Raw genomic sequence first — 25,887 nt, 5'->3', positions numbered from 1 at the left:
GCGCCAAGATGGTGTCGGACACGGTTTCCCCTTGGGGAAACCGTGTCCGACACCGGTTTTCCTTGGAGGTCGCAGATGCCTCTTGACACCAGGCGCATCGGGCGGTGCGGTCAGAACCGGTACTTCAACTGCACATGCACCTGCCGCCCGGACACATCCAGCTTCTGCTGCTCCTCCTCGCTGTAGCGGTATTGCGCGCGCTTCGTGTTCGTCAGGTTGGTGGCGTCGACCGCGACGATCAGCTTGTCGGTCAGGTGGTAGTTCACCGACGCGGCCAGCGTGGCCACGCCCTTGGCCATCGTCGGCGCCGTCGGCATGGCGATGCCGTTGATCACGCTCTGGCCCTGGCTGTTGGCCGTGGGGGAGGGCGCCGTGGTGCTGCTCACGTACTTGCCGCGGTAGTTCCACACCACGCGCGCGCTCACGCGGTCATTCTCGAAGTAGCCACCGAGGTTGCCGGCCCATTCCGAGGCGCCCACCATCGGCCGGCCATCGTCGACCTTCGTCCTGGCCCGGCTGACGTTGCCCGTGAAGCCGAAGCTGCCCCACAGCGGCTGCTCGTAGGACAGCTCGATGCCGCGGATGCGCGCGCCCTGTTGCGACGAGGAGTTCACGAAGAACGTCTTCACCGTGTTGTCGCGCGGGTCGACGAGCTGCACGGTCTCGCCCTGCGTCACGGTGCCCGTCTTCACATAGCCGTCGATCTTCGAGTGGAACAGGTCGACGGCCACCAGCGAGCGGGGCGCGAAGTACCAGGACCAGGAAACGTCCACATTGTCGGAAGTGAGCGGGCGCAGGCCGGGATTCGGCCCCGTCACCGTGCAACCGTTCGCGTTGCAGGAAGGCGTGCCGAAGCCGGAGCCCAGCACATTGTAGTTCTGCCGGCCGATCGTGCGGCTGGCGCCGAAGCGCAGGTACATATCCTCCTTCACTTCGTAGCGCACGTTCACGCTGGGCAGCCAGTTGTCGAAGCTGCGGTCGGTCGGCGTCTTGTAGTAGATCAGGCCCCCGCTCGGGTCGAACGGCTGGCCATCGTAATAGCTGCTGCCGTCGCCGGCCGTGGTGATGGCGGTCGGATAGGCGGCGCAGGGCACGGCGGGCCGGCCCGGTTCCGTCTTCTGGCACGCGCCGGGCGGCACCGGGGTGACGATGTCGGCATTGATGCGGGTGCGCACGAAGCGCACGCCGAAGTCGCCCGACCATTTGTCGCGCTCGAAGCCTTGCATCAGGTAGAACGCGTATTGGCGCTCGCGCATGTCGATCTCGTTGACCACGCGCCGCTCCCATTCGGGCGTGGTGGCCTTGGTCGCGCCGGCAATGTAGTCCTTCAGCGCATCGGGCGTGAAGTAGAAGCCGGTGTTGTCGAAGTCGCCGTCCAGGTCGGCGCCGAAGTCGGACGGGTAGGCCACGTAGCCGGCCGGGCTGGACGTGAGCGTGCCGCTGCGGAAGGTGGGCGCCCAGCGGTTCGAGTTGCGGCGGTGGTCGGCATAGCGTACGCCCGTCTCGAACGTTGTGAAGATCCAGCGATCGAGCCTGTACTCGGCATCGAATTGCGCGCTGCTTTCCCGGTCCACGGTCTTGATCGACGAGGCGGTCTGGCCGACCATGGCGTAGCCGCTGCCGTCGGGGTTGCGGCCGGGGCGGTTCTCCCCGGCGCCGTAGTACTGCACGAAGGGTGCATCGTCCACGTCGCCCAGCCGGTAGGCGACGCCGGTGCCGTAGCGCGCCCACGTGGTGCCCTGGTCGCGCGCCGTCTTGCCCACGCCGCGCGTGGTCGACAGCAGCGCCTTCAGGCGCAGGTCGTCGTTCACCCGGTAATTCGCGTCCAGGTCGAGAAAGGCGCTTTCGGCCGTGGCGCCGTCGCGGTAGAACGCTTCCGAGTTGCCCACGTATTGAGGGGTGGTCCCGTCCGGGAACACGATCTCCGCGGATTTGAGCACCTTGAGCGGGTGCCCGTACATCGTGGTCTCGTCGACGATGACCGGGTTGCGGATGGAGGCGTACACGCGCTGGCCGTTCGAGCTCGTGTTGGCGTGGGTTGCCGCCACGCCGCCCAGCGGGTCGGCCTTCCCGAGCAGCATGCTGTACATGGCGCCCGATGTGAGCCGGCCATAGTTGTTCGCCTTCATGCGCGAATAGAAGCCCGTCATCGTCACGTCCAGGTCCTTGTCCGGCTTGTATTGCAGCGACAGCAGTCCGCCCTTGCGGTCGCGCACGCCCTCGACGAATTCCGAGCTCATCGAGCCGGGCATGCGCACGCCGTTCAGGTCCGCCGCCGTGTAGCCGGTGCCGGCCAGCGAGGCGTCGGTGATGCCCGGCATGGTGCCGGTGTTGATCACGTCCCAGCCCGACGAGGCGCCGTAGGCGAGCCGCGACACCGAATCGCGCCGCACGTGGCGCTTTTCGGCGAAGACCTGGGCGATCACGCCGAGGGTGTTCGCATCGTTCTTCCAGTTGATGCTGGCGTTCACGTCCGGCGCCGACTTGCCGGGCAGGTCGGTGTAGGTGACGCCGCCCTGGATCACGCCCGAGATCTTCTCCTTCTGCGCCAGGGGCTTTCGCGTGGTGACATTGATGGTGCCCGCCAGGCCGCCGTCGACGAGATTGGCGTGCGAAGTCTTGTGGACGATGGCCTGGTTCAGCACCGACGAGGGCACCAGCGACAGGCTGGTGCTGCGCGACGACGAGCCCTGGTCGGCAACGTACCAGTCCGCCGTGCTGACGGCATGGCCGTTGAAGATGATGAGCGACATGTCCGGGTTGGTGCCGCGCATGGATACCTTTTCGGCCTCGTCGTAGTCGGTGCGCACGGCCACGCCGGCCAGGCGTTGCAGCGAATCGGCCAGGTTCCTGTCCGGCATCTTGCCGATATCCTCGGCCGTCACGACTTCCACGTTGCCGGTCGCATTCTTCTTCACGTTCAGCGACTTGGCCAGCGAGGCGCGGATGCCCGTGACTTCGACTTTCTGCATCTCGCCTTCGGCACCTGGCGTTCGATCCTGCTCCTGCGCCCCGGCACCCTGTGCCAGCGCGAGCAGCGCCGCCATCACCGCGGCGGCCAGCGGCTTTTTCCGTCCCGGTACACCTTGCCCGACATTCGTCATGTTCTCTCCCTGTGTGCGATACCGATCTGATACCGGTTTTACCGCAGTATTCGGCACACGTGTTTAAAAAGACAATGACAAACATTGGCGCGTCCATAGCCTGGCGGAATACCTCCTTGCGCGCGTCCGCCTCAACGCGCTAAGGTAGCGCTTTTTGCCGGAGACCCGATGCGACCGACCGCCGCGCTCATCCTCGCCGCCGCCCTCGTCGCGAGCGGCTGCACGAAGTCGCCCACGCCGCCGCTGACGGCGCAGCAGCTGGAGAAGATTCCGCTGTACGCGATGACCCCGCAGCAGGTGGACCGCTACATCGCCCACGTGCATGCCACGGTGCCCGAGCTGCGCCGGCGCATCGCGCTGATCGGCCGCCAGAACATCGGCCAGCCGTATGTGCTGAACCTGCTGGGCGAATTCCCCTACCAGGTGCACGACACGCTGCCCATGTTCAGCCTTACGCACAGCGATTGCGTGGTATTCGCCGAACACACGTATGCGATGGCGCTGTCGCGCAACTGGGAAGAGTTCTTCTGGATGCTGCAGCGCATCCGCTACAAGGATGGGGTGGTGGGCGTCGCCACGCGCAACCACTACACGGAGCAGGACTGGAACGTGAACAATGCCTGGCTGGTGAAGGACATCAGCGCCGAACTGGCCGGGCCGCATGTGGCTTCCTACCAGCTGAAAGTGGACCGCGCGCGCTTCCTGCGCACCCGCCACAATACGCGGGCGGACTTGCCGGTCACGACGAGCACGGAGCGTTATGTGCCGGCCGAACGGGTGCACGAGGTGCTGGGCCGGCTCGCCGACGGCGATTTCGTGAACGTGATCTCGACCCGCAACGGCGAGTACTGGGCGTCGCACGTCGGCCTCGTGGTGACCGCGCCAGACGGCAGCAGGCAATTCCTCAATTCGGCCGAGCCCAAGGTACGCGAGGAAAGCTTCGCGGCCTTCATCGCCCGTACCGCCGAGCGGGCGGCGCGGCAGGCGAAGCAGGGCAAGCCGGTGCAGCGGCTTGCCGGGTTCAAGTTCCTGCGCCTGAACGAACCGGTCGTGGTGCCACCCGCGCTGCCGCAGCCGCGGCCCTGATCAAGGGGTGACGTTGTAGCGTTTTTGCAACGAATCGCCCGCCCTCCCACCCGGCCGTTTCCTCTACGGCCACCGCAGCTATCCCGAAACGGCATAGCAAAAACACAAAAAGTTATAGATAAGCCATCAATTCGCAAGTGTAGGATCGGCAATGGTAACGTTGCCATATATCTGTCACATCGGGAGGGCGGCGTTACCGGTAAGCCATAACCCATAACAATATGGAGACCGATAACAATGCAAATACATCGCATGCGCAAGACCGTGCTGGCGGCCCTCATCGCCGAAATGCTGGTACCGATGACCGTCCTCGCGCAATCCGCCCAGGGCAATACCGAGACGGCAGCGGGGGAGAACGCCGCTACCGTCGTCGTCACCGGCATCCGTGCCTCGCTGTCCTCGTCCCTGAACACCAAGCGGATGCAGGAAGGCGTGGTGGACGCCGTGTCCGCCGAGGATGCCGGCAAGTTCCCCGACACGAATATCGCCGAATCGCTGCAGCGGGTGACGGGCGTGCAGATCCAGCGCAATAACGGCGAGGGCCGGTATATCTCGGTGCGCGGCCTGGGCCCGGAGTTCAACAACGTGCTGGTCAACGGCCGTACGCTGACCAGCGACACGGGCGGGCGCGAATTCTCGTTCGACCTGCTGTCTTCCGACCTGATTTCCAAGGTCCTCGTGTACAAGACCTCGCAGCCATTCCTCCCCGAGGGCGGCATAGGTTCCACGGTGGACGTGCAGACGGCGCGGCCGCTGTCCGGCAAGACGGGGCACTCGTCGGTCGTCAACGTGTCGCACTCCTATGACGACAACTCGAAGGAGCACACGCCCAACCTGGCGGGCATGTACACGTTCGTCAACGCGGCACGCAATTTCGGTGTCACCGGTTCGGTGTCCTATACCGACCGGGCGTCGAAGCAGAACAAGGCAGTGACGGATGCGTGGCAGCTGAGGGACGTGCAGATCATCAATGGCGACCTGAATTCGCGCGGCCTGACGACGGCCGACGTGACGACGAAGCGGCTGTACATGCCGCAAAGCTTCGGCTTCCAGGTCGAGGACGAATCGCGCAAGCGCCTCGTCGGAAACCTGACCGTGCAGTACAACCCGTCGCCGGACTGGAAGCTGTCGGCCGACGCGCTGTATTCCCGGCTGGACCAGCGCAACAACGTGATCGCCTTCAGCGACTGGCTCAATCCCGTGCAGGTGGGCGTGCAGTACGACAGCAATAACCAGGTGACGTCGCTGCTGCGCCCCGGCTCGAACTTCTATGCGAACAACCCTGCCATCGTCGGCGAAGGCCTGCCGCTGACGGAGGCAAACTCGAACGACATGATCGTCAAGGGCGGGGACCGGCTGTCCGAAACCAAGGCATTCGGCCTGAATTCGAAATGGAACCTTGCGCCGGACTGGAAGCTGGAGGGCGACATCTCGACGTCGCGCACGACGTCACAGACACCCGACCAGTGGATCGTGGCCGGCATGGTGCCACGCAATGGCGACGTGCTGACCTTCGGCAGCGCGCCCACGGTGACCTTTGGCGACAACATCGCCGACCCGACGGCCGTGCGCGCCCACGCGGTGTCGAACGGCGAAGTGAGCAACTTCGACAAGCTGCACGAGGGCCGTCTGGCGCTGTCCTGGAGCCGTGAAGCGGGGCCATTCCGGGGGATCGACACCGGTCTTGCGTATTCGCAGCGCCAGGTGGGACGCCAGGAATACGAGGCCGATTCGTGGAACGCCTTCAGCGGCTATCACGTGGCGCTGCCCGCGTCGCTGTTCACGGTGACGCCGATGGACGATTTCTTCGGCAGCGGCGGGCAGGTACCGAAGGCATTCCTGCGCTTCGATCCGTACGAATACATGGCTTACCTGAACCAGCCGTCACTGCTGGGGCAGAGCAACGATCCGGCCCTGTACTCCGATCCCACGAAGTATCCGAACGGACCGATGGGCATCAATTACGCGGCACCCGCGTCGATGTGGCGCGTGAAGGAAAAGGTGGCGTCCATCTTCTTCGACTCGAAATGGGAAGGCGAACGGTGGTCGGCCAATGCCGGGGTGCGCGTGGTGCACGTGAAATCGCGCTCGACCGGTTTCTCGCGCGAGCTGCTGTCGGCCGTGAAGAGCCCGAACGACACCACCTACATCCTGAACTGGGGGCCGCGCGTGGCGAAGAGCGTGGACAACAGCTATAACAGCTACCTGCCTTCGGCCAACATCAAGTTCGACCTGACGAAGGACATGCTGCTGCGCCTGGCGGCCTCGAAGACCGAGACGCGGCCCACGCTGTCGCAGATGGGCGTGGACAACTGGTATGGAGGCCGCTACGGCGACGTGCAGACCGGCGGCGGCAATCCTTTCCTGAACCCGATGAAGTCGAAGAACCTGGACCTGTCCTGGGAATGGTACTTGTCGAAGACGAACTACGTGAGCGGGGCGCTGTTCTACAAGAAGGTATCGGATTTCCTGGAAACGCAGCTGGTGGACATGCGCATCCCGCAGTACGACGAGGTTGTGCATGACAGTCGCGTGCGTAACGGGCAGAAGGGCAAGATCAAGGGCGCGGAAATCGCCGCGCAGTACGCGTTCGACGATGGCATGCCGTGGCTGCGCGGCTTCGGTGTGGCAGCGAACTACACGTACGTCGATGCCAGCGCGGAGCGCGCCGGCCAGGCAGCCGACCTCGTGTGCGGCTATCCGGGGCTGTCGAAGCAGTCGTACAACGCTTCGGTGTTCTACGAGCAGGGCAACTTCCAGGCGCGCGTGAGCTACAACTGGCGCAACCACTTCTCGATCGATTGCGGCGGCGGCAGCACGCAGCCGCGCAACCGCGCCGCGTACGGGCAGACGGACGCCAGCCTGCGCTACAACCTGACGCCGACGATCGCGATCTATGCGGACGCCATCAACGTATCGAACCAGAATGCGCGCGAGTACGCCAACAACGAAGGGCAGTTCCTGATGCTGGAGGACGTGGGCCGGCGCGTGAACGTGGGGGTGAGGGTGGCGTTCTAGAAAGCGCAAGGCAATCCGCGGCGCTGAAGCACTGGTGTCGGACACCATTCGCTCGCGAATGGTTGTGCGACACCGTTTTTCGCCAGATCTCGCCGACTCCGGCGAAGAAAACCGGTGTCCGACACTTTTTCCGGAAAAAGCCCCGGAAAAAATGTCCGACACCAGTGGCTACTTCTGCTTGTTCAGCACCGAATGATGCCGCGCATACGTGAAGTAGATGACCAGCCCGATGACCAGCCAGATGCCGAACGCCAGCCAGGTGTGCCAGGACAGGTAAGCCATCAAGGTGACGCAGAAGGCCACGGCCAGCAGGGGCACCACGGGCACGCCCGGGCAGCGGAAGGCGCGGTGCAGGTCGGGGCGCTGCTTGCGCAGGATGATGATGGCGATGGCGACCAGCGAGAACGCGGCCAGCGTGCCGATATTGATCAATTCGGTCAGCACGTCCAGCGGGATCAGCGCGGCGAGCAGGCCGAACACGATACCGACCATCCAGGTGGCGAAGTAGGGCGTTCCGTGCGTCGGGTGGATCGAGGACAGCCGCTTGGGCAAGAGGCCGTCGCGCGACATGGCGAAGATGATGCGCGTCTGGCCGTAGGACATCACCAGGATCACGGTCGTCATGCCGAGGATCGCGCCCAGGTCGACGAAGCCGGCCACCCAGTTCTCACCGGCATATTTCAGCGCCAGCGACACGGGGTGGTCGACACCCTTGAATTCCATGAAGGGCACGATGCCCGTCATGATGGCCGAGACGACCACGTACAGGATCGTGCAGCCGGCCAGCGAGCCGATGATGCCGATCGGCAGGTCGCGCTCGGGGCGCTTGACTTCCTCGGCGGCCGAGGTGACCGCGTCGAAACCGATGAAGGCGAAGAACACGATGGCGGCGGCGGACAGCACGCCGGTGTGACCGAACGGCATGAACGGCTGCCAGTTGGCCGGCTGCACGTGGCGCGCGCCGACGACGATGAACAGCAGCACGACGCCGACCTTGATCGCCACCATGATGTTGTTCATGCGCGCCGACTCGCGAATGCCCCAGGACAGCATCATGGTCAGCACCATCATGATCAGGAAGGCCGGCAGGTTGAAGTAGGAGACCACGCCCGGTACGGCGCCCGGCGCCGCCGTCAGCGCGGCCGGCAGCTTCAGGCCGAAGCCGGCGATCAGCGACTGGAAATAGCCGGACCAGCCGACCGAGACGGCCGATGCCGCCAGGCCGTATTCCAGCAGCAGGTCCCAGCCGATCATCCAGGCGACCAGTTCGCCCAGCGTGGCATAGCTGTAGGTATAGATGGAGCCGGCCACCGGCACGGTGGATGCGAATTCCGCGTAGCACATCGCCGCGAAGCCGCAGGCGAGGGCGGCAACGATGAAGGAGATCGGGAGCGCGGGCCCCGCCGTCAGCGCGCCGGTACCCGTGAGGACGAAGATGCCGGTGCCGACAATGGCGCCGATGCCCATCAGGACGAGGTCGAAGGGGCCCAGGACTTTCTTCAAACCGCCGGGCGTGCGACTGGCCGCGACCATGTCGTCAAGGTTTTTGGTTCTGAAAATGCTCACTGCTTCTCCAAGGTGTGTTGGGTTGTCTCCGCGCCACGCGTGGCCGGGTAGGCCCGCAGCGGTCATGTATACGGCAACGAGCCCGTGAGGGCTCGCGCCGCCGCATACTAGCACACGGGGAGAAGCGCAAGAAAGTATTAAAAGGGTGATAACTGAGTGGTCACCGCGTCATCGACGGGGCTGGATTGCGGCTGCCGGGTAAATTGATTGCCTGGCAAGATCGAACGATAGCGAGCGAGAGCAGACAGTGCGGGGGCCGCGCGACGGGCGCCGCGGGGGCGGATCAGTGCAGGAAGCGACCGCGGCTGTCGATGTAGCGGCTCGTTTCAGCCATCTTGTCCAGACGGGCCTGCACCAGGCGGTGCCACGCATCGACCCACTTCGAGGCTGCCACGCTTTCTTCCGCCGAGCTGGCGTACAGCGTGCGCTCGACAGCGCGTTGTTGGCGTTGCAGGGCATAGGACACTTTGAAGATGCTGTTCATGGGCGCTTTCATCAGGTTGCGGGATACGTTTGCCGATGAAGCCTATTTTCCGCCGATCGCCCGCGCTTGAATGTGCGCCAGTTCACGTAGGACTGAGATTACATGCCCTCATGTCTCAGTACTACATCGTGTCCTACAGTAGTCCGACTCTCAAAAACGTGGCTCAACCATAAAGTGGAGGAAATGACAACGAAACGACATAACCAATAAAGACTACGCAGAGGACAACGACAATGTTTAAGACAACGCACACCGAATCCACTTCCCTGCCCCCATCGATGATCAACTTGTCCACGACGGTTGCGAAGGCGCCGCGTGGCAAGGCCGCGCCGCAGGGCATCAGCATGACGGGCGTCCAGCAGAACGAATTGCTGCGTGCGCTGCCGCTGGACGAACTGGAGCGCCTGCTCCCCGAGCTGGAATTGGTGGCGATGCCTGTCGGTAAGCATCTGTACGACTTCGGCGAGAAAATCGAATACAGCTACTTCCCCACCACGTCGATCGTGTCGCTGCAATATGTGAACGAGGATGGGGTGACGACCGAAATCGCCGTCGTGGGCCGCGAAGGCGTGGCCGGCGTGACGATGTACAAGGGTGAACGGGCCAGCAACACGGCCGTGGTGCAGGCCGCGGGCTACGGCTACCGCATGCGCACCGATGCGCTGCGCGCGCTGTTCGCCGAGGGCGGCATGCTGGCCCAGCAGCTGATGCGCTACACCAGCTGCCTGTTCGCGCAGCTGGCGCAGAACGTGGTCAGCAGCCGCCACAGCAGCATCGAGCAGAAGCTGTGCCGCTGGCTGCTCGAGCGCCTGGACCGTTCGCCGTCCAATGAATTGAAGGTGACGCAGGAATCGATCGCCAACCTGCTGGGCGTGCGCCGCGAAAGCATCACGGCCGCCGCCGGCAAGCTGGCCGCCGAAGGCATGATCCAGTGCCGCCGCGGCATGGTGGTGGTGCTGGACCGCGAAAGCCTGGAGCGTTGCGCCGGCGCCTGCTACTTCGCCGCCCGTGCCACCGCGGCGCAGGCGATGAACGCCAGCCACTGAGCCCGGCTATTCCCCTTCGGCGCCGGGGCGGATGCTGCCCCGGCCCGCTTCCTTCGCCAGGTACATCTGGCGATCCGCTTCCCGCAGCAGCTCGCCCGCCGAGCGGGAATCGCCGCCGTGGTGCAGCGCAATCCCGATGCTGGCGCCCACCTGCGCCGTATCCTCGCCTACCGCAACGGGCCGCGCCAGCGCGGCAATGAGCTTGGCCGCCACCGTGCGCGCCTGGCCGAGCGTGTAGTGTTCGCCCTCCAGCACCACGATGAATTCGTCGCCCGCCAGCCGCAGCACGCTGTCGTTCTCCCGCACCGAGTCGCGCAGGCGCCGTGCCACCTCGCGCAGCAGGGCATCGCCCGCGTCATGCCCGAGCCGGTCATTGACGGCCTTGAAGCCGTCCAGGTCGATGAACAGCACGGCAAACGTGATGCCGTGCCGCCGCGCGCGGGCTTGCGCCTGCGGCAACAACTCTTCCAGCGCACGCCGGTTCAGCAGGCCCGTCAGCGGATCGTGCCGGATATCGTGTTCGCGCTGCGCTTCGGCCCGCTTGCGGGCGGAAATGTCATGGAGGAAGGCGGAAAACGTCACCCGGCCCTCGATATCGGTGGCGTGGATCCGGATCTCGACCGTCAGCGTACTGCCATCCTTGCGCACGGCCGGCAATTCCAGCCGTTTGCCCAGCACCGCCGCGTGACCAGAGCTGAGGTAGCGCGCCATCCCTTTCCCGTGCTGGGCGCGCAGCTCGGCCGGGATGATCAACTCTTCCAGCAGCCGGCCTGCCGCCTCCTCGGCCGTCCAGCCGAAGGTTCGCTCGGCCTGGCGGTTCCAGGCAGTGATGCGGCCGTGCTCGTCAGCGCCAATATACGCATCGTTCGCATACTCGAGGATGCTGGACAGCTCCGCCTCGCGCCCCCGCAGCGCAGCCTCCGCCTGGCGCTGGCGGCCGATGGCTTCGGTGAGGTGGCGGTTGGCGTCCAGCAGCTCGCGGGTGCGCTCGGCCACCCGCGCCTCCAGCTGGCCATGCAGCACGGCCAGCTGGTGCTCGGCCGTCTTTTGCGCCTGGATATCGATGACGGCGACGATGAAGTACTCCGGGCGCCCATCCTCGTCGCGCTTGAGGCTGACATTCGTGTGCACCCACACGGGGCTGCCGTCATGGCGCAGGTAGCGTTTCTGGCGCTCGTACTGGGTGATCCGGCCTGCCAGCAGCTCGCGGATCAGCGCCATGTCGCCGGGCAGGTCGTCGGGATGCGTGATCTGGCGATAGGTGAGCCGGCGGAACTCCTCCTCCGTGTAGCCGAGGATGCCGCCGGCCGCCGCGTTGACGGCGAGCCAGCTGCCGTCGGCCGCGTCGATCAGGGCGATACCGAAGCTGGCAAGGTCGAAAATGGAGCGCAGCCGCGCCTCGGTGCCGCGCATGGCCGCGTCAGCCTCCTGCACGTGCTCGCGCACCAGGGTGAGCTGCTCGCGCCGGTGCACCTCGTCGGCCACGACGCCCGCCAGGTCCTCGAAGGCGGCCCGTTCGTCCGGCGCGAGCTCGCGCGGCCGCGTGTCCAGCGCGCACAGCGTGCCGATCGGATGCCCGTCCCGCGTGCGGATCGGCACGCCTGCATAAAAACGCACCTGGGGTTCGCCCCGCACGAGCGGATTGCCGGCGAAGCGTGGGTCGAGCAGGGTATCGTTCACCACCAGCGGTTCGTACCGCAGGATCGCATGGGCACAGAACGAGATGTTGCGCGGCGTCTCCCGCAAGTCGGTGCCGGCGCGCGACTTGAACCACTGGCGGTCCCGGTCGACCAGCGAGAACAGCGCGATCGGCACGTTCAGCAAGCGGCTGGCGAGCCGTGTGATCCGGTCGAACACGGGCTCGGGCGTGGAATCGAGCAGTTGCAGGGCATGCAGCAGCGCCAGCCGGCCGGCTTCGTCGGGGTGCGGGACGGGCGCGGTGAAGTCAATGGGCGGTGCGGTCATGGCCCATTGTAGCGGCTGCGCTGGATGGTAGTAAGGAGTGACTCGCGAATTGACTTAACGGCGCGACTTAACGGCGCGGATCAATGGTGCGAATCAACGGCGTGAATCAACGGCGTGAATCAACGGCGTGAATCAATGGCGCGGATCAACGGCGGGCAGGGCCGCCGGAGCTCAACACCGGAACGGTGCGCCGTCGACCATGCCGGGGCCGTTGCGGCGCGGCGGCGGGCCGCCGGCCGGCGCCTGCAGCACACGCAGGATCGTTTCGGGCGACACGCCATGCTGCGCCAGGTAAGCCCAGGCGAGTGCCGCGCCGCGTTCCTTGTCGAAGCGGATACCCTGGTCGACGACGGCCGCAAGAGCGGCATTGTTGCGCCGGTCTTCACTGTTGCCGCGGCCATCGCGCTTGCCGTTGCCCTTCGCGTCGCTCATCCGTGCTCTCCATCGGGTCCGCTTCACAGCATCCGCTGTTGCAAACCGCAAGTCAAGCTGGCTCATGTATTTTTTGTTGCAGAGCTTAGGTTGCAAGATGCAAGTCAAGCCACCGCGTAGCGCCGCTCGAATTCGCCGATCGGCAGCGGTGGTGCGAACAGGAAGCCCTGGTAGGCGTCGCATTCGTGCTCGCGCAGGAAGGCGAACTGGTGTTCGTTCTCCACGCCCTCGGCGATCACCTTCAGGCCCAGGGTCTTGCCGAGCGATACGATCAGCTCGGCGATCGCCCCCGCATTCGCCACATGTTCCACATCGCTGACGAAGGAGCGGTCCACCTTCAGGGCGGACAGGGGGAACTGCTTCAGGTAGCTGAGCGAGGAATAGCCGGTGCCGAAATCGTCCAGCGAGAACAGCACGCCGTGCGCGCGCAGGCGCGTCATCTTGGCGATCACGTCGTCCACGTCGCGCGCGAAGGCGCTTTCGGTCAGCTCCAGCGACAGCCGGGAGGGCGGCGCTCCCGTTTCCGCCAGAACGGCCAGCACCCGTTCCGGAAAATCGGGCTGCTGCAACTGGCAGGCGCTGACGTTGACGGCCAGCGTCAGCTCTGCAAGGCCGGGGATGTGCGACCACCGTTCCAGGCACAGGCAGGCATCGCGCAGCGCCTGCAGGCCGATGCCCACGATCAGCCCGGTGCTTTCGGCCAGGCCGATGAAGTCGGCCGGCCCCACCAGGCCGCGCCGCGGATGCTGCCAGCGCAGCAGCACTTCGCCGCCCACCACGCGGCCGTCGGCCCCGAATTGCGGCTGGCAGTGGAGCGGGAAGCTGTGCGCGCGCAAGCCCTCGCGCAGGTCCGCCTCCATCGCGCTGCGCGCGTCGATGGCGGCCTGCATGGCCGGGTCGAAGAAGCGCACCGTGTCGCGGCCCGCGCTCTTGGCGTGGTACATCGCGATATCGGCCTGGCGCAGCGCCGCCTCGACGCTGCCGCGCTGGTGGCCGAACAGGGCCACGCCGATGGACGGGGTGATCGTGCAGCTGCGCCCGCCCGCGTGCCGGCCCAGCGGGTGCGGGCGCGCCAGCACGGCGAGAATCTTGTGCGCCACTTTCCCGGCCTCGACCGCCGCCTCGTCCGCGGTCGTGCCCAGATCTTCCAGCGCCACGATGAATTCGTCGCCGCCCAGCCGGGCCAGCAGGTCCGTCTCGCGCACGGCGTGGCGCAGCCGTTCGGCCACCTGGCGCAGCATCAGGTCGCCGGCCGCATGCCCTAGGGTGTCGTTGATCTGCTTGAAGTTGTCGAGGTCGATGAACAGCAGGGCGCCGATGGTGGGCACGCGCGAGGCGCGGCTGGCGAGGCGCTGCATCTGCTCGAGCAGGTGGCGGCGGTTCGGCAAGCCGGTCAGCTGGTCGAAGTAGGCCAGCTCGTAGATGCGCCGTTCCGCCTCCTTGCGTTCGGTAAGGTCGGTGTTGGTGCCCGAGACGCGCAGGGCACGGCCGCTTTCGTCGCGCAGCACGTAGCCGCGCGCCAGCACCGGCACGTAGTGCCCGTCGCGGTGGGCCAGGCGGAATTCGATCGAATAGGTGCGCTCGTGGCCCTTCAGCAACGCTTGCAGGAAGCTGTCGACGACGGGCAGGTCGTCCGGGTGCATGAAGTGGCGCCAGCTGTCGTTGCTGGTCGCGACCGTGTCGGACGGGTAGCCGAGCATGTCCCACCAGCGGCCGGAATAGTAGACCCCGCCGGTGCGCAGGTCGATGTCCCAGGTCGCGTCGTTGGAGCCCAGCAGCACGAGACGCAGCCGCTCCTCGGACTTGCGCAGCTGTTCCTCAGTGCGCTTGAGTTCGGTGCAATCGGTGAAGCACACGACGGCTTCCTGCACTTTCCCGGCCGGGTCGAAAACCGGGTAGCCGTTGCACAGCAACCAGCTGATTTCATTCTCGTCTTGACGCTTGACGCCGACGACGCAATCGGCGACGTCGGTGCGCCGCGTGAGCACGCGCCACACGGGGTAGAGCTGTTCGGGAAGCGGCTCGCCATGCCGGTCCAGCAGCCCCCATTCGATACTCGATGCCGTCAGGCCCACCATCTTGCCGGCGTCGCGGCCCAGCAATCGCGCGGCCGCGTGGTTCGCCGACACCACCACGCCGCCAGCGTCGAGCACGACGACGCCCGCGGGCAGGTGGTCGAGCAATTCGGGCAGCCGGTCGCCCGCCAGCGCCCGCACGGCGGGAACCGGGGGATCCTGCGCTTCACGCCCTTCAGGTCCCATCGCGATCTCCTCGTATCGTTTTGCACCCATCCTAACGCCGCGCGCGTTCGCGCGGCGCGGCGCTGGATGCGATTGCGAAAAAACTACAGTTGCGATGACGATTGCATATAAAGAATTTTTCGTGCAATATGGGAACACTCCGCCGCCCCTAAACTCCTGCCGCGCGGACCGAGTTCCCTTCCGCACCTCCGCGGGGACGCCGCTCCTGGCGCATCTCACACCACCGGTAACGACAGCGACGCCCATCCGCGGCCTTCGCCCGCATACCGGCCGACAAAGCCCGATCCGGGCCGTGAATTGCAAACTCTGGAGAACGTTATGACGACCTTTACCACCGCCGCCGGCACCACCACCAACCACATTGCCGCCGCCAACACCAGCGCGAAGAACGATGACCCGCTGCTGAACTACGACCCGAACCGCCTGCTGGACCACCTGATCGACCGCCTGGACCTGAAGAACGACGCTGCGCTGGCCCGCCTCCTGGACGTGGCTCCACCCGTGATCAGCAAGATCCGCCACTACCGCCTCGCAATCGGCGCGTCCCTGCTGATCCGCATGCACGAAGTATCCGACATCGCGATCGGCGACCTGCGCATCCTGATGGGCGACCGCCGCGGCAAGTTCCGCGTGGCATTCTCGCAGAACGACGTGCCGGCGATGGGCCTGCGCGCCGCCTGATGCCCCGGCCGAGGCGCGTCGAGGAGTGATGCGCCAAGGCAACATCCGAGGTCGATCCGACCGCAAAAAATGGCCCGCGGCGCCCGTTCGCGGCGCCAGCCGGGTTACACTGGCGATTCCCGCCGCCCGTCCCCGCGACGCGCGGCCGCCAGTCATTTTGCGAACCCCCGCCCCCGGTTCCTGAGCCTTATCACTATTTCAGGAAGCACCGATGTTTCGTTCTCCGGGGAGCGCCACCCCCTCCATCATTACGCGGCTGTTGCCGCGCCGCCGTCTCGGCAGTTACCTGTCGTGGTGGCTGGCGTTGTCCGCGCTGCTGTCGACCACCGTTCTCGTGGTGCTGCTTGGCGACCTGGCGACGGACGAACTGAAGCGCTCGGTCGGCGCCGGACTGGCCGACCGCGCCGCCTACGCCGCCCAGCAGCTCGACAGCACGATGCACGAGCGCTACCGCGAGGTAAGGCTGCTGGCGTCGCGCCGCGAATTCGCCGCGCCGGAAACGCCACTGGCGGACAAGCGCCGCATCGTGGAAAACCTGCAGGCGAGCTATCCGCTGTACGCCTGGATCGGCCTGGCCGGCGTCGACGGCAAGGTGAGCGTCGCGACGGGCGGCATGCTCGAAGGGGCCGACGTCACCAGGCGGCCGTGGTTTGCCGGCGCGCGCGAAGGGCGCCACGTGCACGACGTGCACGACGCCAAGCTGCTCGCCAGGCTGCTGCCCCAGGAGGATGGCGCGCCGCACCGTTTCGTCGATGTGGCGTTCCCGGTGCAGGGTACGGATGGGCGGATGGCCGGGGTGGTGGCCGCGCACCTGAACTGGCGCTGGGCCGAGTTGATGCGCCAGCAGATCGATGCGGCCGGCGGTGGCGATGGCGAAACGCTGATCGTTGCGCTCGACGGCAAGGTGCTGGCCGGCCCGGCTTCGGTGACGGGCGCCGTCGTGCAGCCGGCCATGCTCGACGCGCTGCGCAGCGGTACGCGACGCTATGCGGAACAGCGCTGGCCCGACGGGCGCGACTACCTGGTCGGCGGCGCCGTCACCCGCGGCCACGGCAGCTACCCCGGCCTCGGCTGGCTCGTGCTGACCCGGCAGGACACGCGCTCGGCCTATGCCGAGGTAAGGTCGCTGCAGATGCGCGTGTTCATGGTCGGCGTGGCCGTGGCGCTGGCATTCTCGCTGGTCGGCTGGCGCGTTTCGCGCCGCATTACGCGGCCGCTGCAAAAGGCCGCCCTGCTGGCCGCCGACATCGAAAAGGGCGGACACCATTCAATCGAGGTGCCGCAGGGCAGCTTCGCGGAACTGGCGGCCCTGACGGGCGCCGTGAACACCAGCCTGTCGCGGCTGAAGGACAAGGAGCGCCAGCTGACCCAGGTGAACGCCGAGCTCGAGGAAAGGGTGGCGCAGCGCACGCGCGACGTGGCGCAGTCGCTGCAGTCCGTGCGCCACAACGAGGCGCGCACCCGCGCGATCCTGGAAACGGCGCACGATGCCTTCATCGGCATGGGCAGCGACGGCTGCATCACGGACTGGAACCCCCGTGCCGAACAGCTGTTCGGCTGGGCGCGCGCCGAGGTCGCGGGCTTGCCGCTGCACGAGGTGATCGTGCCGGTGGCGCTGCGCGCCGCGCACCAGGCCGGGCTGGCACGCTTCCTGGCCGGCGGTGCCAGCACCGTGCTGGGCCGGCGCATCGAGCTGATGGCGCTGCGCCGCGACGGCAGCGAGGTGCCGGTGGAGATGACGATCGGCCTGATCGAGGTCGACGGCACGCGCTCGTTCGGCGCCTTCCTGGACGACATCACCGAACGGCGCCGCATCGAGCGCGAGCTGGCCGACAGCGAACGCTTCCTGCGCACGATCGCCGACAACAGTCCCGCGCTGATCGCCTACCTCGACCGGGAGCAGGTGTACCGTTTTGCCAACCGCCGTTTCGAGACGCTGCTGGGCATGCCGCCGGAATGCATGCTGGGGCGCCGCCTGGGCGACCTGGTCGGCCCCGCCATGTACGACAGGCTGCGCAGCCATATCGATACGGTGCTGGCCGGGCAGGCCGTCGATTTCGAAGCCGAGTTCGATGTGGCGGGCTGGCCGCGCCACATGATGGCTTCCTATATTCCCAGCATCGGCGCCGATGGCGCCGTGCAGGGCTTCCACGTGATGGCCATGGACATCACCGACCGCAAGATGGCCGAGCTGGCCCAGGCGCGCAACGAGCGCCTGGCCCAGGCCGCCAGCCGAGCGAAGAGCGAATTCGTGGCCAATGTGAGCCACGAGATCCGCACGCCCATGAACGCGGTGCTGGGCCTGGCCCACCTGCTGGAGCAATCCGGGCTGGCGCCGCAGCAGCGCGAGTACGTAAAAATGATCCAGTCGTGCGGCAAGACCCTCGTCGGCATCATCGACGACGTGCTGGACTTTTCCAAGATCGAGGCGGGCCGTGTCGACATCGCCGCGCTGCCGTTCGAACTGGACGAGATCGTGGAAGCCGTGGCCACCGCCATGCGCGCCAGCGGCAAGCCGCTCGAACTGGTCGTGGACGTGGAGCCGGACCTGCCGACCGCCTTCATCGGCGACGCGACGCGCCTGCAGCAGGTGTTGCTGAACCTGGTCGGTAATGCGCTCAAGTTTACGGAGCGCGGCCAGGTGGTGTTCTCCGTGGCGCCCCTGGCGCGGCACGGCAATACCGTGACCTTGCGCTTCGCCGTGCGCGATACCGGCATCGGCATCGGCCCGGAACAACGCTCGCGCCTGTTCACGCCGTTCGAGCAGGCCGATGCCGGCATCTCGCGCCGCTACGGCGGCACCGGCCTGGGGCTGACGATCGCGCGCCAGCTGGCCGAGCTGATGGGTGGCCAGATCGGCGTGACGAGCGTGGCGGGGGAGGGCAGCGAATTTGTCGTCACCCTGCCGCTGACGTGCGCGCCCCCGCCCTTGGCGCAGCCGGGGCCGGCGCCGCTGCGCCTCTTGATCGTGGAACCCCAGCGCGTCAGCCGCGCCAGCCTGGCGCGGGCCGTCGAAACGCTGGGCTGGACGGCCGGCTGGGCCGATTCGGCGGCCCAGGCGCTGGCGGCCGTGGAAATGCCGGTGGACGCCGTGCTGGTCGGCGGCGATGCGGCCACGGTGGCGCAACTGCGCGACGGCCTGGCCGCACGCTGGCCGGGGCATCCGGTCGCGTTCATGCAGCTGGCGGGCGGTGCCGCGCCGGCCAGCCCGGTGCCCGATACGGTGCCGCTGGTGCGCCCGGTCACCGCGCACAGCCTGCGCACGGCATTGGCCGGTGTCGCGGCGGCGGCCCCGCAAGCCTTGCCCGAGCCCGCCGAAGCCGCGCCGGCGCCGCTGGCCGAGCTCGCCGGAGTGCGTGTGCTGCTGGTCGAAGATAACGCGCTCAACCAATTGGTGGCGAAAGGTATACTGGAACCGGCCGGCGCCGTCGTGACGACGGCGGCGGACGGCCAGCAGGCGGTCGACCTGATGACGGCGCAGCAGGGGCAGAACCGCTGCGATTTCGATATCGTGCTGATGGATGTGCAGATGCCGGTGATGGACGGGTACACGGCCACGCGCATCCTGCGCACGCGGCTCGGCTTGCGGCTGCCGATCCTGGCGATGAGTGCCGGCGTGAGCGCGGCCGAGCGCGAGCAATGCCTGGCCGCGGGCATGAACGACTTCATTCCAAAGCCGATCGATGTGGAGCAGATGATGGTGCGTATGCAGGAACACCTGCGGCGGCAGCCGGCCGCCGTGCAACCCGAGGCGCCGCCGGCGCGCCGTTTCGATGTGGACCGCCTGGCGGCGCTGTCGGCGCGCAACCCGGCGCAATTGCAGTCGCTGGTCGCGCTCGTGGCGCGCATGGCGGGCGAGGCGCCCGCCGAACTGGCGCGGGCGCGGCACGCCTGGCAGGGCGGCGACCCGGCGGCGGCGGGCAAGGTGCTGCATGCGCTGCGCGGTTCGGTCGGCAGCCTGGGCGCGCGTACCTTCGCCGGCGTGACCGTGGAACTGGAAGCGGCATTGCGCGACGGCCGTGAGGGCGATGCGGCGCGGCTGTTCGACACCGCAGGCCGCGAGCTGGAGGCCACGACCGAAGCGGCGCGGCGCTGGCTGGCCGGGCAGCGACAGCCCGAAGTGCCGGAGGCCGCGCCGGAGGATGTGCGCCGGTGGATCGCGCTGCTGCGCGAGCGCGACCTCGATGCGGCCACGGTCTACGAGACGCTGCGCGGTTCGCTGGCCGCGCGGCTCGACAAGGAGCAGCAGGCGGCCGTGGCGGCCGGGATGGCGGCGCTCGATTTCGACGGCGTGCTCGCCGTGCTGCCGGCCGCGATGAAGGAGGGTGGATGACCGCGCCCGCGCCGAAGAGCACCATCCTGATCATCGACGACAATGCCGATACGATCCGCCTGCTGTCGGCCATGGTGCGCGAGCAGGGCCGCGTACTGTTCGCCACCAGCGGCGCGGCCGGGCTGGAACTGGCGCGCCTGCAGCGTCCGCAGCTGATCCTGCTCGACGTGGAAATGCAGGGCATGGACGGTTTCGCCGTCAACGAGCAGATCCGCCGCGACCCGGACCTGCGCAGCAGCGCGGTGATCTTCGTAACGGCGCAATCGTCGCCGGAAGCGGAAATCGCCTGCCTCGACGCCGGTGCCGTCGACTTCATCCCGAAGCCGCTGAACGCGCCGGTCGTGCAGGCGCGCGTGCGCACCCACCTGCGCCTGCAGGCGGCCCTGGCAACGCTGGACGATCTGGCGAACCAGGACGGCTTGACGGGCCTGTACAACCGCCGCTACTTCGATCGCCAGCTGGCCACCGAGTTCGCGCGGCATCGCCGCCACCAGCTGCCGCTGGGGGTGGTGCTGATCGACGTCGACGATTTCAAGCTGTTCAACGACCGCTACGGCCACCAGCGCGGCGACGCCTGCCTGCAGGAAGTGGCCGAGGCCCTGATCGACGGTTCACGCCGGCCGGGCGAGCTGGCGGGGCGCTACGGTGGCGAGGAATTCGTGGTGCTGCTGCCCAATACCACGCCGGAAGCGCTGGCGCGCTACGGCGAGTGGCTGTGCCGGCGCATCGCCGCCCTCGGCATCCCGCACCCCGGCGCCTCGGCCGCGCCGCACGTCACCGCCAGCATCGGCCTGTGCTCGCTGATCCCGGCCGATGGCGACACGCCGCAAGCGATGCTGCATGCCGCCGACATGGCCCTGTACCGCGCCAAGCGCGCCGGCCGCAACCGCAGCGTGCTGGCCGACGGCGCGGAGCCCGGCGAGCAGGTGGCCTAGTGTGGAGACCACACTAGCAGCCACCGGTTTTCCCGTAACCGGGCTCAGGCCGCTACTCCCTCCGCATTGCGCTGCTTCGCCCAATACCCTACACACAGCGCCAGCACCCATGCCGGGATCAGGTACACCGAAAGCCTCAACCCCGGCGTCAGATACATCACCACCAGCACGCCGCCCAGGAACGCCAGGCACAGCCAGTTAGCCAGCGGCGCCAGCGGGCTGGGGAAGACGGTCTTCACGCCTTGGGCGCGCTTCGCGGCGCGAAAGCGCAGGTGGATCCAGCTGATCATCGCCCAGTTGATGATGAGCGCCGACACCACGAGGCCCATCAGGAAGCCCAATGCCTTCTCCGGCATGAAGTAGTTCACGCTCACGCAGATGGCGGTGGCGATCGCCGACACGCCCAGCGCCGCCAGCGGCACGCCGCGGCGGTTCACCTTCAGCAGCGAGCGCGGCGCGTTGCCCTGCATGGCCAGGCCGTACAGCATGCGGCTGTTGCAGTACACGCAGCTGTTGTAGACCGACAGCGCGGCCGTCAGCACGACGATGTTGAGCACGTGCGCGACCGCATTGGCGTTCAGGGCATGGAAGATCAGCACGAAGGGCGAACCGCCTTCCACCACTTTCTGCCAGGGGTACAGCGACAGCAGCACGCCCAGCGCGCCGATGTAGAAGATGAGGATGCGGTAGATCGCCTGGTTGGTCGCTTTCGGGATCGTGCGCGACGGATCGTCGGCCTCGGCCGCCGTGATGCCCACCAGTTCCAGGCCGCCGAACGAGAACATGATGACGGCCATGGCCATCACCAGGCCCGTCACGCCGTTCGGGAAGAAGCCGCCGTGCTGCCACAGGTTGGCCACCGTCGCCTCCGGCCCGGCCGTGCCGGACGCGAGCAGCCACACGCCGAAACCGATCATGCCCACGATGGCCAGCACCTTGACGATCGCGAACCAGAATTCCATCTCGCCGAACGCCTTCACGTTCGTCAGGCTGATCGCATTGATGACCACGAAGAAGGCCAGCGCCGACACCCAGGTGGGAATGGCCGGCCACCAGTACTGCACGTAGATGCCGACGGCGGACAGTTCGGCCATGCTGACCAGCACGTACAGCACCCAGTAGTTCCAGCCCGACAGGAAGCCGGCCAGCGGGCCGCAGTACTTGTCGGCGAAGAAGCTGAACGAACCGGCCACCGGCTCGTCGACCACCATCTCGCCCAGCTGGCGCATGATCAGGAAGGCGACCACGCCGGCGATCGCATAGCCCAGCAGTACCGACGGGCCGGCCATGCGGATGGTCTGTGCGATGCCGAGGAACAGGCCGGTACCGATCGCGCCGCCCAGCGCGATCAGCTGGATATGCCGGCTCTTCAGGCCACGCTTGAGGCCTTCCTGCGTGCCATCCTGCCTGCCTTCGTGCTTGTAAACGTCTGTCATGGTTCCTGCCGGTCGTGTTCAAAGAGCACGATTCTATAGCATGGAGTAACGCAGCAGGAGAAAGCGGCATGTCGCCGCCGGGGCGCTTCCCTAATGCAGCAGCGCGGCACGCCAGCGCGACGGCGGCATGCCCACCAGCCGTGTGAAGGCGCGCGTAAACGCGGCTTCCGATTCGTAGCCGACCTCGAAGGCGATGGCGGCCACCGGCGCCTGGCCCTCGCGCAGCAGCGTGGCGGCAACCTCCATGCGCCAGCGCGCCAGGTAGCGCGCGGGCGACACGGCCAGCAGGGCCGAGAAGCGCTCGCAGAAGGCCGAGCGCGACAGCGCGGCAGCGCGCGCCAGCTCGGCCACGCTCCAGGGGTGGCGCGGATTGGCGTGGATCAGCGCCAGCGCGCGGCCTACCTGGCGGTCGCGCACGGCGGCCAGCCAGCCCGTCGCGTGCTCGGGCAGCCGGCTGGCATGGCGGCGCACGGCGTCGATGAACATGGTTTCGCTGATGCGCTCGGCCAGCGCGCCACTGCCGGGCCCGCCGCCCTCGGCGCTGGCGCCGCAGGCCGCCTGCAGCATCGCCTGGCGCAACCATTGGCCGGCGCCGTCGGCCGGCACGTGCAGCAGCCTCGGCAGAGCGGCCAGCAGCGGATTGAACGGGCCATGGTCGCAGCCGAGGAAGCCGCAGACGATGTCGCTGCGCCCGTCGGGACGGCGCGCCGCGTCCCCCCATGCCAGCGTCGCGCCGTCGATGGCCAGCGGCAGGGGCTTCGGCAGGGCATGCGTCGCGTGCATCCAGTCCATCGAGAACGGCAGCGGCGGTACGCCGGGGGCGCTGGCCATCACGTGCGCGTCGCCCTGCGGGAACATGACGATATCGCCGGGAGCGAGGCGCACGGGAGCTTCGCCCGGCAGCGACGCCCACGCCGTGCCTTCGAGCACGACATGGTAGGCGATCACCCGGCCGGCCCCCGGCACGACCATCGCGGCGACCTCGGCCGAGGCGGGCGCCTCGACCGCCCATTCCGGTCCCACGGTGACGGCATAGAAGACGGCACCCCGCAGGCGCACGGTGCGCAGGACCTCGGACAGCGTATCGATGGGCATGGGCCGCCTCCGTGCCGGGACCTATCCCGGACGTTTGGTCAAGGATGGACGACGGCGGAGCAAGCGTCAAGCGCGGGAGGGCCGCAATAATGGCTGGCCATGCGGGAGACAACGCATGTCCACCCAATACTGAAGGAGATCAGCATGACGGAAATGGCAGAGATGAACCAGGTACCCGATTTCACGGCCATCAAGGCGCGCCAGCAGGCGACCTGGGCCAGCGGCGATTTCGCGATTGTCGGCACCACGCTGCAGATCGTGGGCGAGCTGCTGGCCGAGGCGGCGGACGTGCGCGCCGACGATCGCGTGCTCGACGTGGCAGCCGGCAATGGCAACGCCACGCTCGCCGCGGCGCGGCGCTTCGCGCGCGTGACCTCGACAGACTACGTGCCGGCCCTGCTCGACAAGGGCCGGGCCCGCGCGGCGGCCGAGGGCCTCGACGTCGCGTTCCAGGAAGCGGACGCGGAAGCGCTGCCGTTCGCGGACGGTGCCTTCGATTGCGTGCTGTCCACGTTCGGCTCGATGTTCGCGCCGGATCACCGGCGCACCGCCGCCGAGATGCTGCGCGTGACGCGGCCGGGCGGGCGCATCGGGGTGGCGAGCTGGACCCCGGATGGCTTCATCGGGCGCATGTTCAAGGTGGTGGGCGGCTACGTGCCGCCGCCGGCCGGCGTAGCCGGGCCGCCGCTGTGGGGTACCGAGGCGCACCTGCGCGAAATCTTCGGCGCCGGCTTGGAAATCCGCTGCACGCGGCGTGAGTTCAACTTCCGCTACCGCTCGCCGGCGCACATGGTGCAGGTGTTCCGCGACTATTACGGACCCGTGCTGAAGGCGTTCGCGGCGCTCGATATGGATCGGCAGGATGCGTTGCGGCGCGACCTGGAGGCTTTGGCGGCCGAGTTCGACATATCCGGCGGCGCCTCGCTGGTGGCGCCTGCAGCCTATCTGGAAGCGGTCATCCACAAGCGCTGAGTATTCCACCCGGGAGGCGGCCGGGCTATAGTGCTGTTTTTGTACAACAGTCCTCTCGATGCCCGAGTCCGCCGCCGACTGGCGTGCGCGCGCCGTTCCCTGGCTCGTCGCCGCCGCCTTCTTCATGGAAAACCTGGATGCGACGGCGATCACCACGTCGCTGCCGCAAATGGCGGCCAGCTTCGGTACCGGGCCGGAACATCTGTCGGTTGGATTGTCAGCCTACCTGGTGGCGCTGGCCGCGTTCATTCCGGCCAGCGGCTGGCTGGCAGACCGGTTCGGCCCGCGCCGCGTGTTCGGGGCCGCCATCGCCGTCTTCACGCTGGCCTCGGTGCTGTGCGCGCTGTCCGGGTCCCTGGCCGCATTCACGGCCGCGCGCATCCTGCAAGGGATGGGCGGCGCGCTGATGGTGCCGGTCGGCCGGCTCGTCGTGCTGCGCGGCACGCCGAAGGAGGGGCTGGTGCGGGCCATCGCCACCATTACCTGGCCGGGCCTGGCGGCGCCCATCATCGGCCCCGCGCTGGGCGGCCTCATCACGGCCACGTGGAGCTGGCACTGGATCTTCCTCGTCAACGTGCCGCTCGGAGTGCTGCTGCTGGCGGCGGCTTTTATCGTGATTCCCGCCGAGGGGGCTGCACCGCGGCCGTTCGACCTGCCGGGGTTCATCGCCAGCGCGCTGGCGTGCACGCTGCTGATGGTCGGCGTGGAGCTTCCGGGCCACGGCCGGTGGGGCGCGGCCGCCGCGGCCTTGCTGGCGGGCGGCGCGCTGCTGTGGTGGTGCGCGCGGCATTTTCGCCGCAGCGCGGCGCCGCTGATGGACTTGCGGCCGCTCGCGATTCGTACCTTCGCGGTGACCGTGCGCGGTGGTTCGCTGTCGCGCATCGCCATCGGCAGCGCGCCCTTCCTGTTGCCGCTGATGCTGCAGCTCGCGTTCGGCCTGCCTGGCACGACGGCCGGCCTGCTGCTGCTCGCGCTGTTCGCCGGCAACCTCGCCATGAAGCCGGGCACCGGCTGGGTGATGCGCCGCTTCGGCTTGCGCGCGGTGCTCGTGTGGAATGGCGTGCTGCTGGCGGCCGGCTTCGGCGCCTGCGCCCTGCTGCGCGCCGACACGCCGTTGCCGCTCGTCGCGGCCGTGCTGTTCTTTTGCGGCCTGTGCCGCTCGATGCAGTTCACCGCCCTCAATACGCTGGCGTTCGCGAACGTGCCATCGGCGCAGATGAGCGGGGCGTCGACGCTGTTTTCCGTGCTGGCGCAGGTCAACGCGGGACTGGGCATCGCGGCGGCGGCGCTGCTGCTGAAGCTGGGGGAATTGGCAGGGTGGGGCGGTGGCAGCCCGCTCACGTTCCGCGTCGCGTTGCTGGCGATGGGCGCCGTGGCGCTGGCGGGCGTGGCGGACAGCCTGCGCCTGCCGGCCGATGCCGGGGCGCAGGTGAGTGGTCAGGCGGCGACCAGGTGATACGCGGGTGATGCTTC

The 25,887-nt window shown here is 67.5% G+C and carries 16 protein-coding genes; 8 read left to right on the top strand and 8 right to left on the bottom strand.

Going from position 1 to position 25,887, the window contains the following annotated elements; translation table 11 throughout:
- Positions 1 to 110: 110 nt before the first annotated feature.
- Positions 111 to 3,104, bottom strand: a complete 2,994-nt coding sequence (locus V6Z91_RS24625; RefSeq protein WP_338762452.1) for a TonB-dependent receptor — start codon at positions 3,102 to 3,104, stop codon at positions 111 to 113.
- Positions 3,105 to 3,272: 168 nt separating this feature from the next.
- Here V6Z91_RS24625 and V6Z91_RS24620 point away from each other — a divergent pair, with 168 nt between their 5' ends.
- The gene (locus V6Z91_RS24620; protein ID WP_338762449.1) at positions 3,273 to 4,190 is read left to right on the top strand and encodes an N-acetylmuramoyl-L-alanine amidase-like domain-containing protein; all 918 of its coding nucleotides are present in this window, start codon (positions 3,273 to 3,275) and stop codon (positions 4,188 to 4,190) included.
- A gap of 237 nt (positions 4,191 to 4,427) precedes the next feature.
- Positions 4,428 to 7,208 (top strand): TonB-dependent receptor, encoded by a 2,781-nt coding sequence (locus V6Z91_RS24615; RefSeq protein ID WP_338762447.1) that lies wholly within the window; start codon positions 4,428 to 4,430, stop codon positions 7,206 to 7,208.
- Between the two features lie 168 nt (positions 7,209 to 7,376).
- On the opposite strand, the gene V6Z91_RS24610 is transcribed toward V6Z91_RS24615, so the two are convergent.
- Positions 7,377 to 8,774: an amino acid permease gene (locus V6Z91_RS24610; RefSeq protein ID WP_338762445.1), complete on the bottom strand. Its 1,398-nt coding sequence runs from the start codon at positions 8,772 to 8,774 to the stop codon at positions 7,377 to 7,379.
- A gap of 283 nt (positions 8,775 to 9,057) precedes the next feature.
- The gene (locus V6Z91_RS24605) at positions 9,058 to 9,258 is read right to left on the bottom strand and encodes a hypothetical protein (protein WP_338762443.1); all 201 of its coding nucleotides are present in this window, start codon (positions 9,256 to 9,258) and stop codon (positions 9,058 to 9,060) included.
- 278 nt (positions 9,259 to 9,536) lie between these two features.
- Here V6Z91_RS24605 and V6Z91_RS24600 point away from each other — a divergent pair, with 278 nt between their 5' ends.
- Positions 9,537 to 10,304, top strand: coding sequence for a Crp/Fnr family transcriptional regulator (locus V6Z91_RS24600; protein ID WP_338772040.1), 768 nt, complete (start codon positions 9,537 to 9,539; stop codon positions 10,302 to 10,304).
- Between the two features lie 6 nt (positions 10,305 to 10,310).
- Here the strand turns inward: V6Z91_RS24600 and V6Z91_RS24595 are convergent, their stop codons facing one another.
- The 3 genes from V6Z91_RS24595 to V6Z91_RS24585 form a co-directional block, all read right to left on the bottom strand.
- On the bottom strand, positions 10,311 to 12,269 hold the full coding sequence (locus V6Z91_RS24595) for a PAS domain S-box protein (RefSeq protein ID WP_338762440.1): 1,959 nt from the start codon (positions 12,267 to 12,269) through the stop codon (positions 10,311 to 10,313).
- A gap of 171 nt (positions 12,270 to 12,440) precedes the next feature.
- Positions 12,441 to 12,701 carry a hypothetical protein gene (locus V6Z91_RS24590; RefSeq protein WP_338762438.1) on the bottom strand — a complete coding sequence of 87 codons (261 nt, stop codon included), beginning with the start codon at positions 12,699 to 12,701 and terminating at the stop codon, positions 12,441 to 12,443.
- Between the two features lie 104 nt (positions 12,702 to 12,805).
- Complete coding sequence (locus V6Z91_RS24585) at positions 12,806 to 14,962, bottom strand: EAL domain-containing protein (protein ID WP_338762436.1); 2,157 nt, start codon at positions 14,960 to 14,962, stop codon at positions 12,806 to 12,808.
- Between the two features lie 318 nt (positions 14,963 to 15,280).
- On the opposite strand from V6Z91_RS24585, the gene V6Z91_RS24580 reads away from it, so the two are divergent.
- From V6Z91_RS24580 to V6Z91_RS24570, 3 genes are all read left to right on the top strand, one after another.
- Complete coding sequence (locus V6Z91_RS24580; RefSeq protein ID WP_338762434.1) at positions 15,281 to 15,643, top strand: hypothetical protein; 363 nt, start codon at positions 15,281 to 15,283, stop codon at positions 15,641 to 15,643.
- Positions 15,644 to 15,854: 211 nt separating this feature from the next.
- Complete coding sequence (locus V6Z91_RS24575) at positions 15,855 to 19,976, top strand: PAS domain S-box protein (RefSeq protein WP_338762432.1); 4,122 nt, start codon at positions 15,855 to 15,857, stop codon at positions 19,974 to 19,976.
- Positions 19,973 to 20,911: a diguanylate cyclase gene (locus V6Z91_RS24570; RefSeq protein ID WP_338762430.1), complete on the top strand. Its 939-nt coding sequence runs from the start codon at positions 19,973 to 19,975 to the stop codon at positions 20,909 to 20,911. The genes V6Z91_RS24575 and V6Z91_RS24570 overlap by 4 nt, the downstream gene beginning before the upstream one ends.
- Before the next feature lie 44 nt (positions 20,912 to 20,955).
- Here V6Z91_RS24570 and V6Z91_RS24565 read toward each other — a convergent pair whose 3' ends face one another.
- A complete protein-coding gene (locus tag V6Z91_RS24565; RefSeq protein ID WP_338762428.1) occupies positions 20,956 to 22,347 on the bottom strand; it encodes an amino acid permease in 1,392 nt (463 codons plus the stop codon).
- Between the two features lie 90 nt (positions 22,348 to 22,437).
- A complete protein-coding gene (locus tag V6Z91_RS24560) occupies positions 22,438 to 23,442 on the bottom strand; it encodes an AraC family transcriptional regulator (RefSeq protein ID WP_338762426.1) in 1,005 nt (334 codons plus the stop codon).
- 144 nt (positions 23,443 to 23,586) lie between these two features.
- Here V6Z91_RS24560 and V6Z91_RS24555 point away from each other — a divergent pair, with 144 nt between their 5' ends.
- Entirely contained in the window at positions 23,587 to 24,414 is an 828-nt protein-coding gene (locus V6Z91_RS24555) for a class I SAM-dependent methyltransferase (RefSeq protein ID WP_338762424.1), read from the top strand.
- Positions 24,415 to 24,472: 58 nt separating this feature from the next.
- On the top strand, positions 24,473 to 25,870 hold the full coding sequence (locus V6Z91_RS24550; protein ID WP_338762422.1) for an MFS transporter: 1,398 nt from the start codon (positions 24,473 to 24,475) through the stop codon (positions 25,868 to 25,870).
- Positions 25,871 to 25,887: the final 17 nt, after the last annotated feature.

Origin of the sequence: Massilia sp. METH4 (genome assembly GCF_037094685.1) — a bacterium.
GTDB lineage: Bacteria > Pseudomonadota > Gammaproteobacteria > Burkholderiales > Burkholderiaceae_D > Rugamonas.
Note: the sequence above shows the minus strand (reverse complement) of the source record. Positions and strands in the feature narration are given on the sequence as shown.

Coding starts and splice junctions, on each gene's coding strand:
- V6Z91_RS24625 (WP_338762452.1), bottom strand. CDS start 3,104: ATGACGAATGTCGGGCAAGGTGTACCGGGACGGAAAAAGCCGCTGGCC.
- V6Z91_RS24620 (WP_338762449.1), top strand. CDS start 3,273: ATGCGACCGACCGCCGCGCTCATCCTCGCCGCCGCCCTCGTCGCGAGC.
- V6Z91_RS24615 (WP_338762447.1), top strand. CDS start 4,428: ATGCAAATACATCGCATGCGCAAGACCGTGCTGGCGGCCCTCATCGCC.
- V6Z91_RS24605 (WP_338762443.1), bottom strand. CDS start 9,258: ATGAACAGCATCTTCAAAGTGTCCTATGCCCTGCAACGCCAACAACGC.
- V6Z91_RS24600 (WP_338772040.1), top strand. CDS start 9,537: ATGATCAACTTGTCCACGACGGTTGCGAAGGCGCCGCGTGGCAAGGCC.
- V6Z91_RS24595 (WP_338762440.1), bottom strand. CDS start 12,269: ATGACCGCACCGCCCATTGACTTCACCGCGCCCGTCCCGCACCCCGAC.
- V6Z91_RS24590 (WP_338762438.1), bottom strand. CDS start 12,701: ATGAGCGACGCGAAGGGCAACGGCAAGCGCGATGGCCGCGGCAACAGT.
- V6Z91_RS24585 (WP_338762436.1), bottom strand. CDS start 14,962: ATGGGACCTGAAGGGCGTGAAGCGCAGGATCCCCCGGTTCCCGCCGTG.
- V6Z91_RS24580 (WP_338762434.1), top strand. CDS start 15,281: ATGACGACCTTTACCACCGCCGCCGGCACCACCACCAACCACATTGCC.
- V6Z91_RS24575 (WP_338762432.1), top strand. CDS start 15,855: ATGTTTCGTTCTCCGGGGAGCGCCACCCCCTCCATCATTACGCGGCTG.
- V6Z91_RS24570 (WP_338762430.1), top strand. CDS start 19,973: ATGACCGCGCCCGCGCCGAAGAGCACCATCCTGATCATCGACGACAAT.
- V6Z91_RS24565 (WP_338762428.1), bottom strand. CDS start 22,347: ATGACAGACGTTTACAAGCACGAAGGCAGGCAGGATGGCACGCAGGAA.
- V6Z91_RS24560 (WP_338762426.1), bottom strand. CDS start 23,442: ATGCCCATCGATACGCTGTCCGAGGTCCTGCGCACCGTGCGCCTGCGG.
- V6Z91_RS24555 (WP_338762424.1), top strand. CDS start 23,587: ATGACGGAAATGGCAGAGATGAACCAGGTACCCGATTTCACGGCCATC.
- V6Z91_RS24550 (WP_338762422.1), top strand. CDS start 24,473: ATGCCCGAGTCCGCCGCCGACTGGCGTGCGCGCGCCGTTCCCTGGCTC.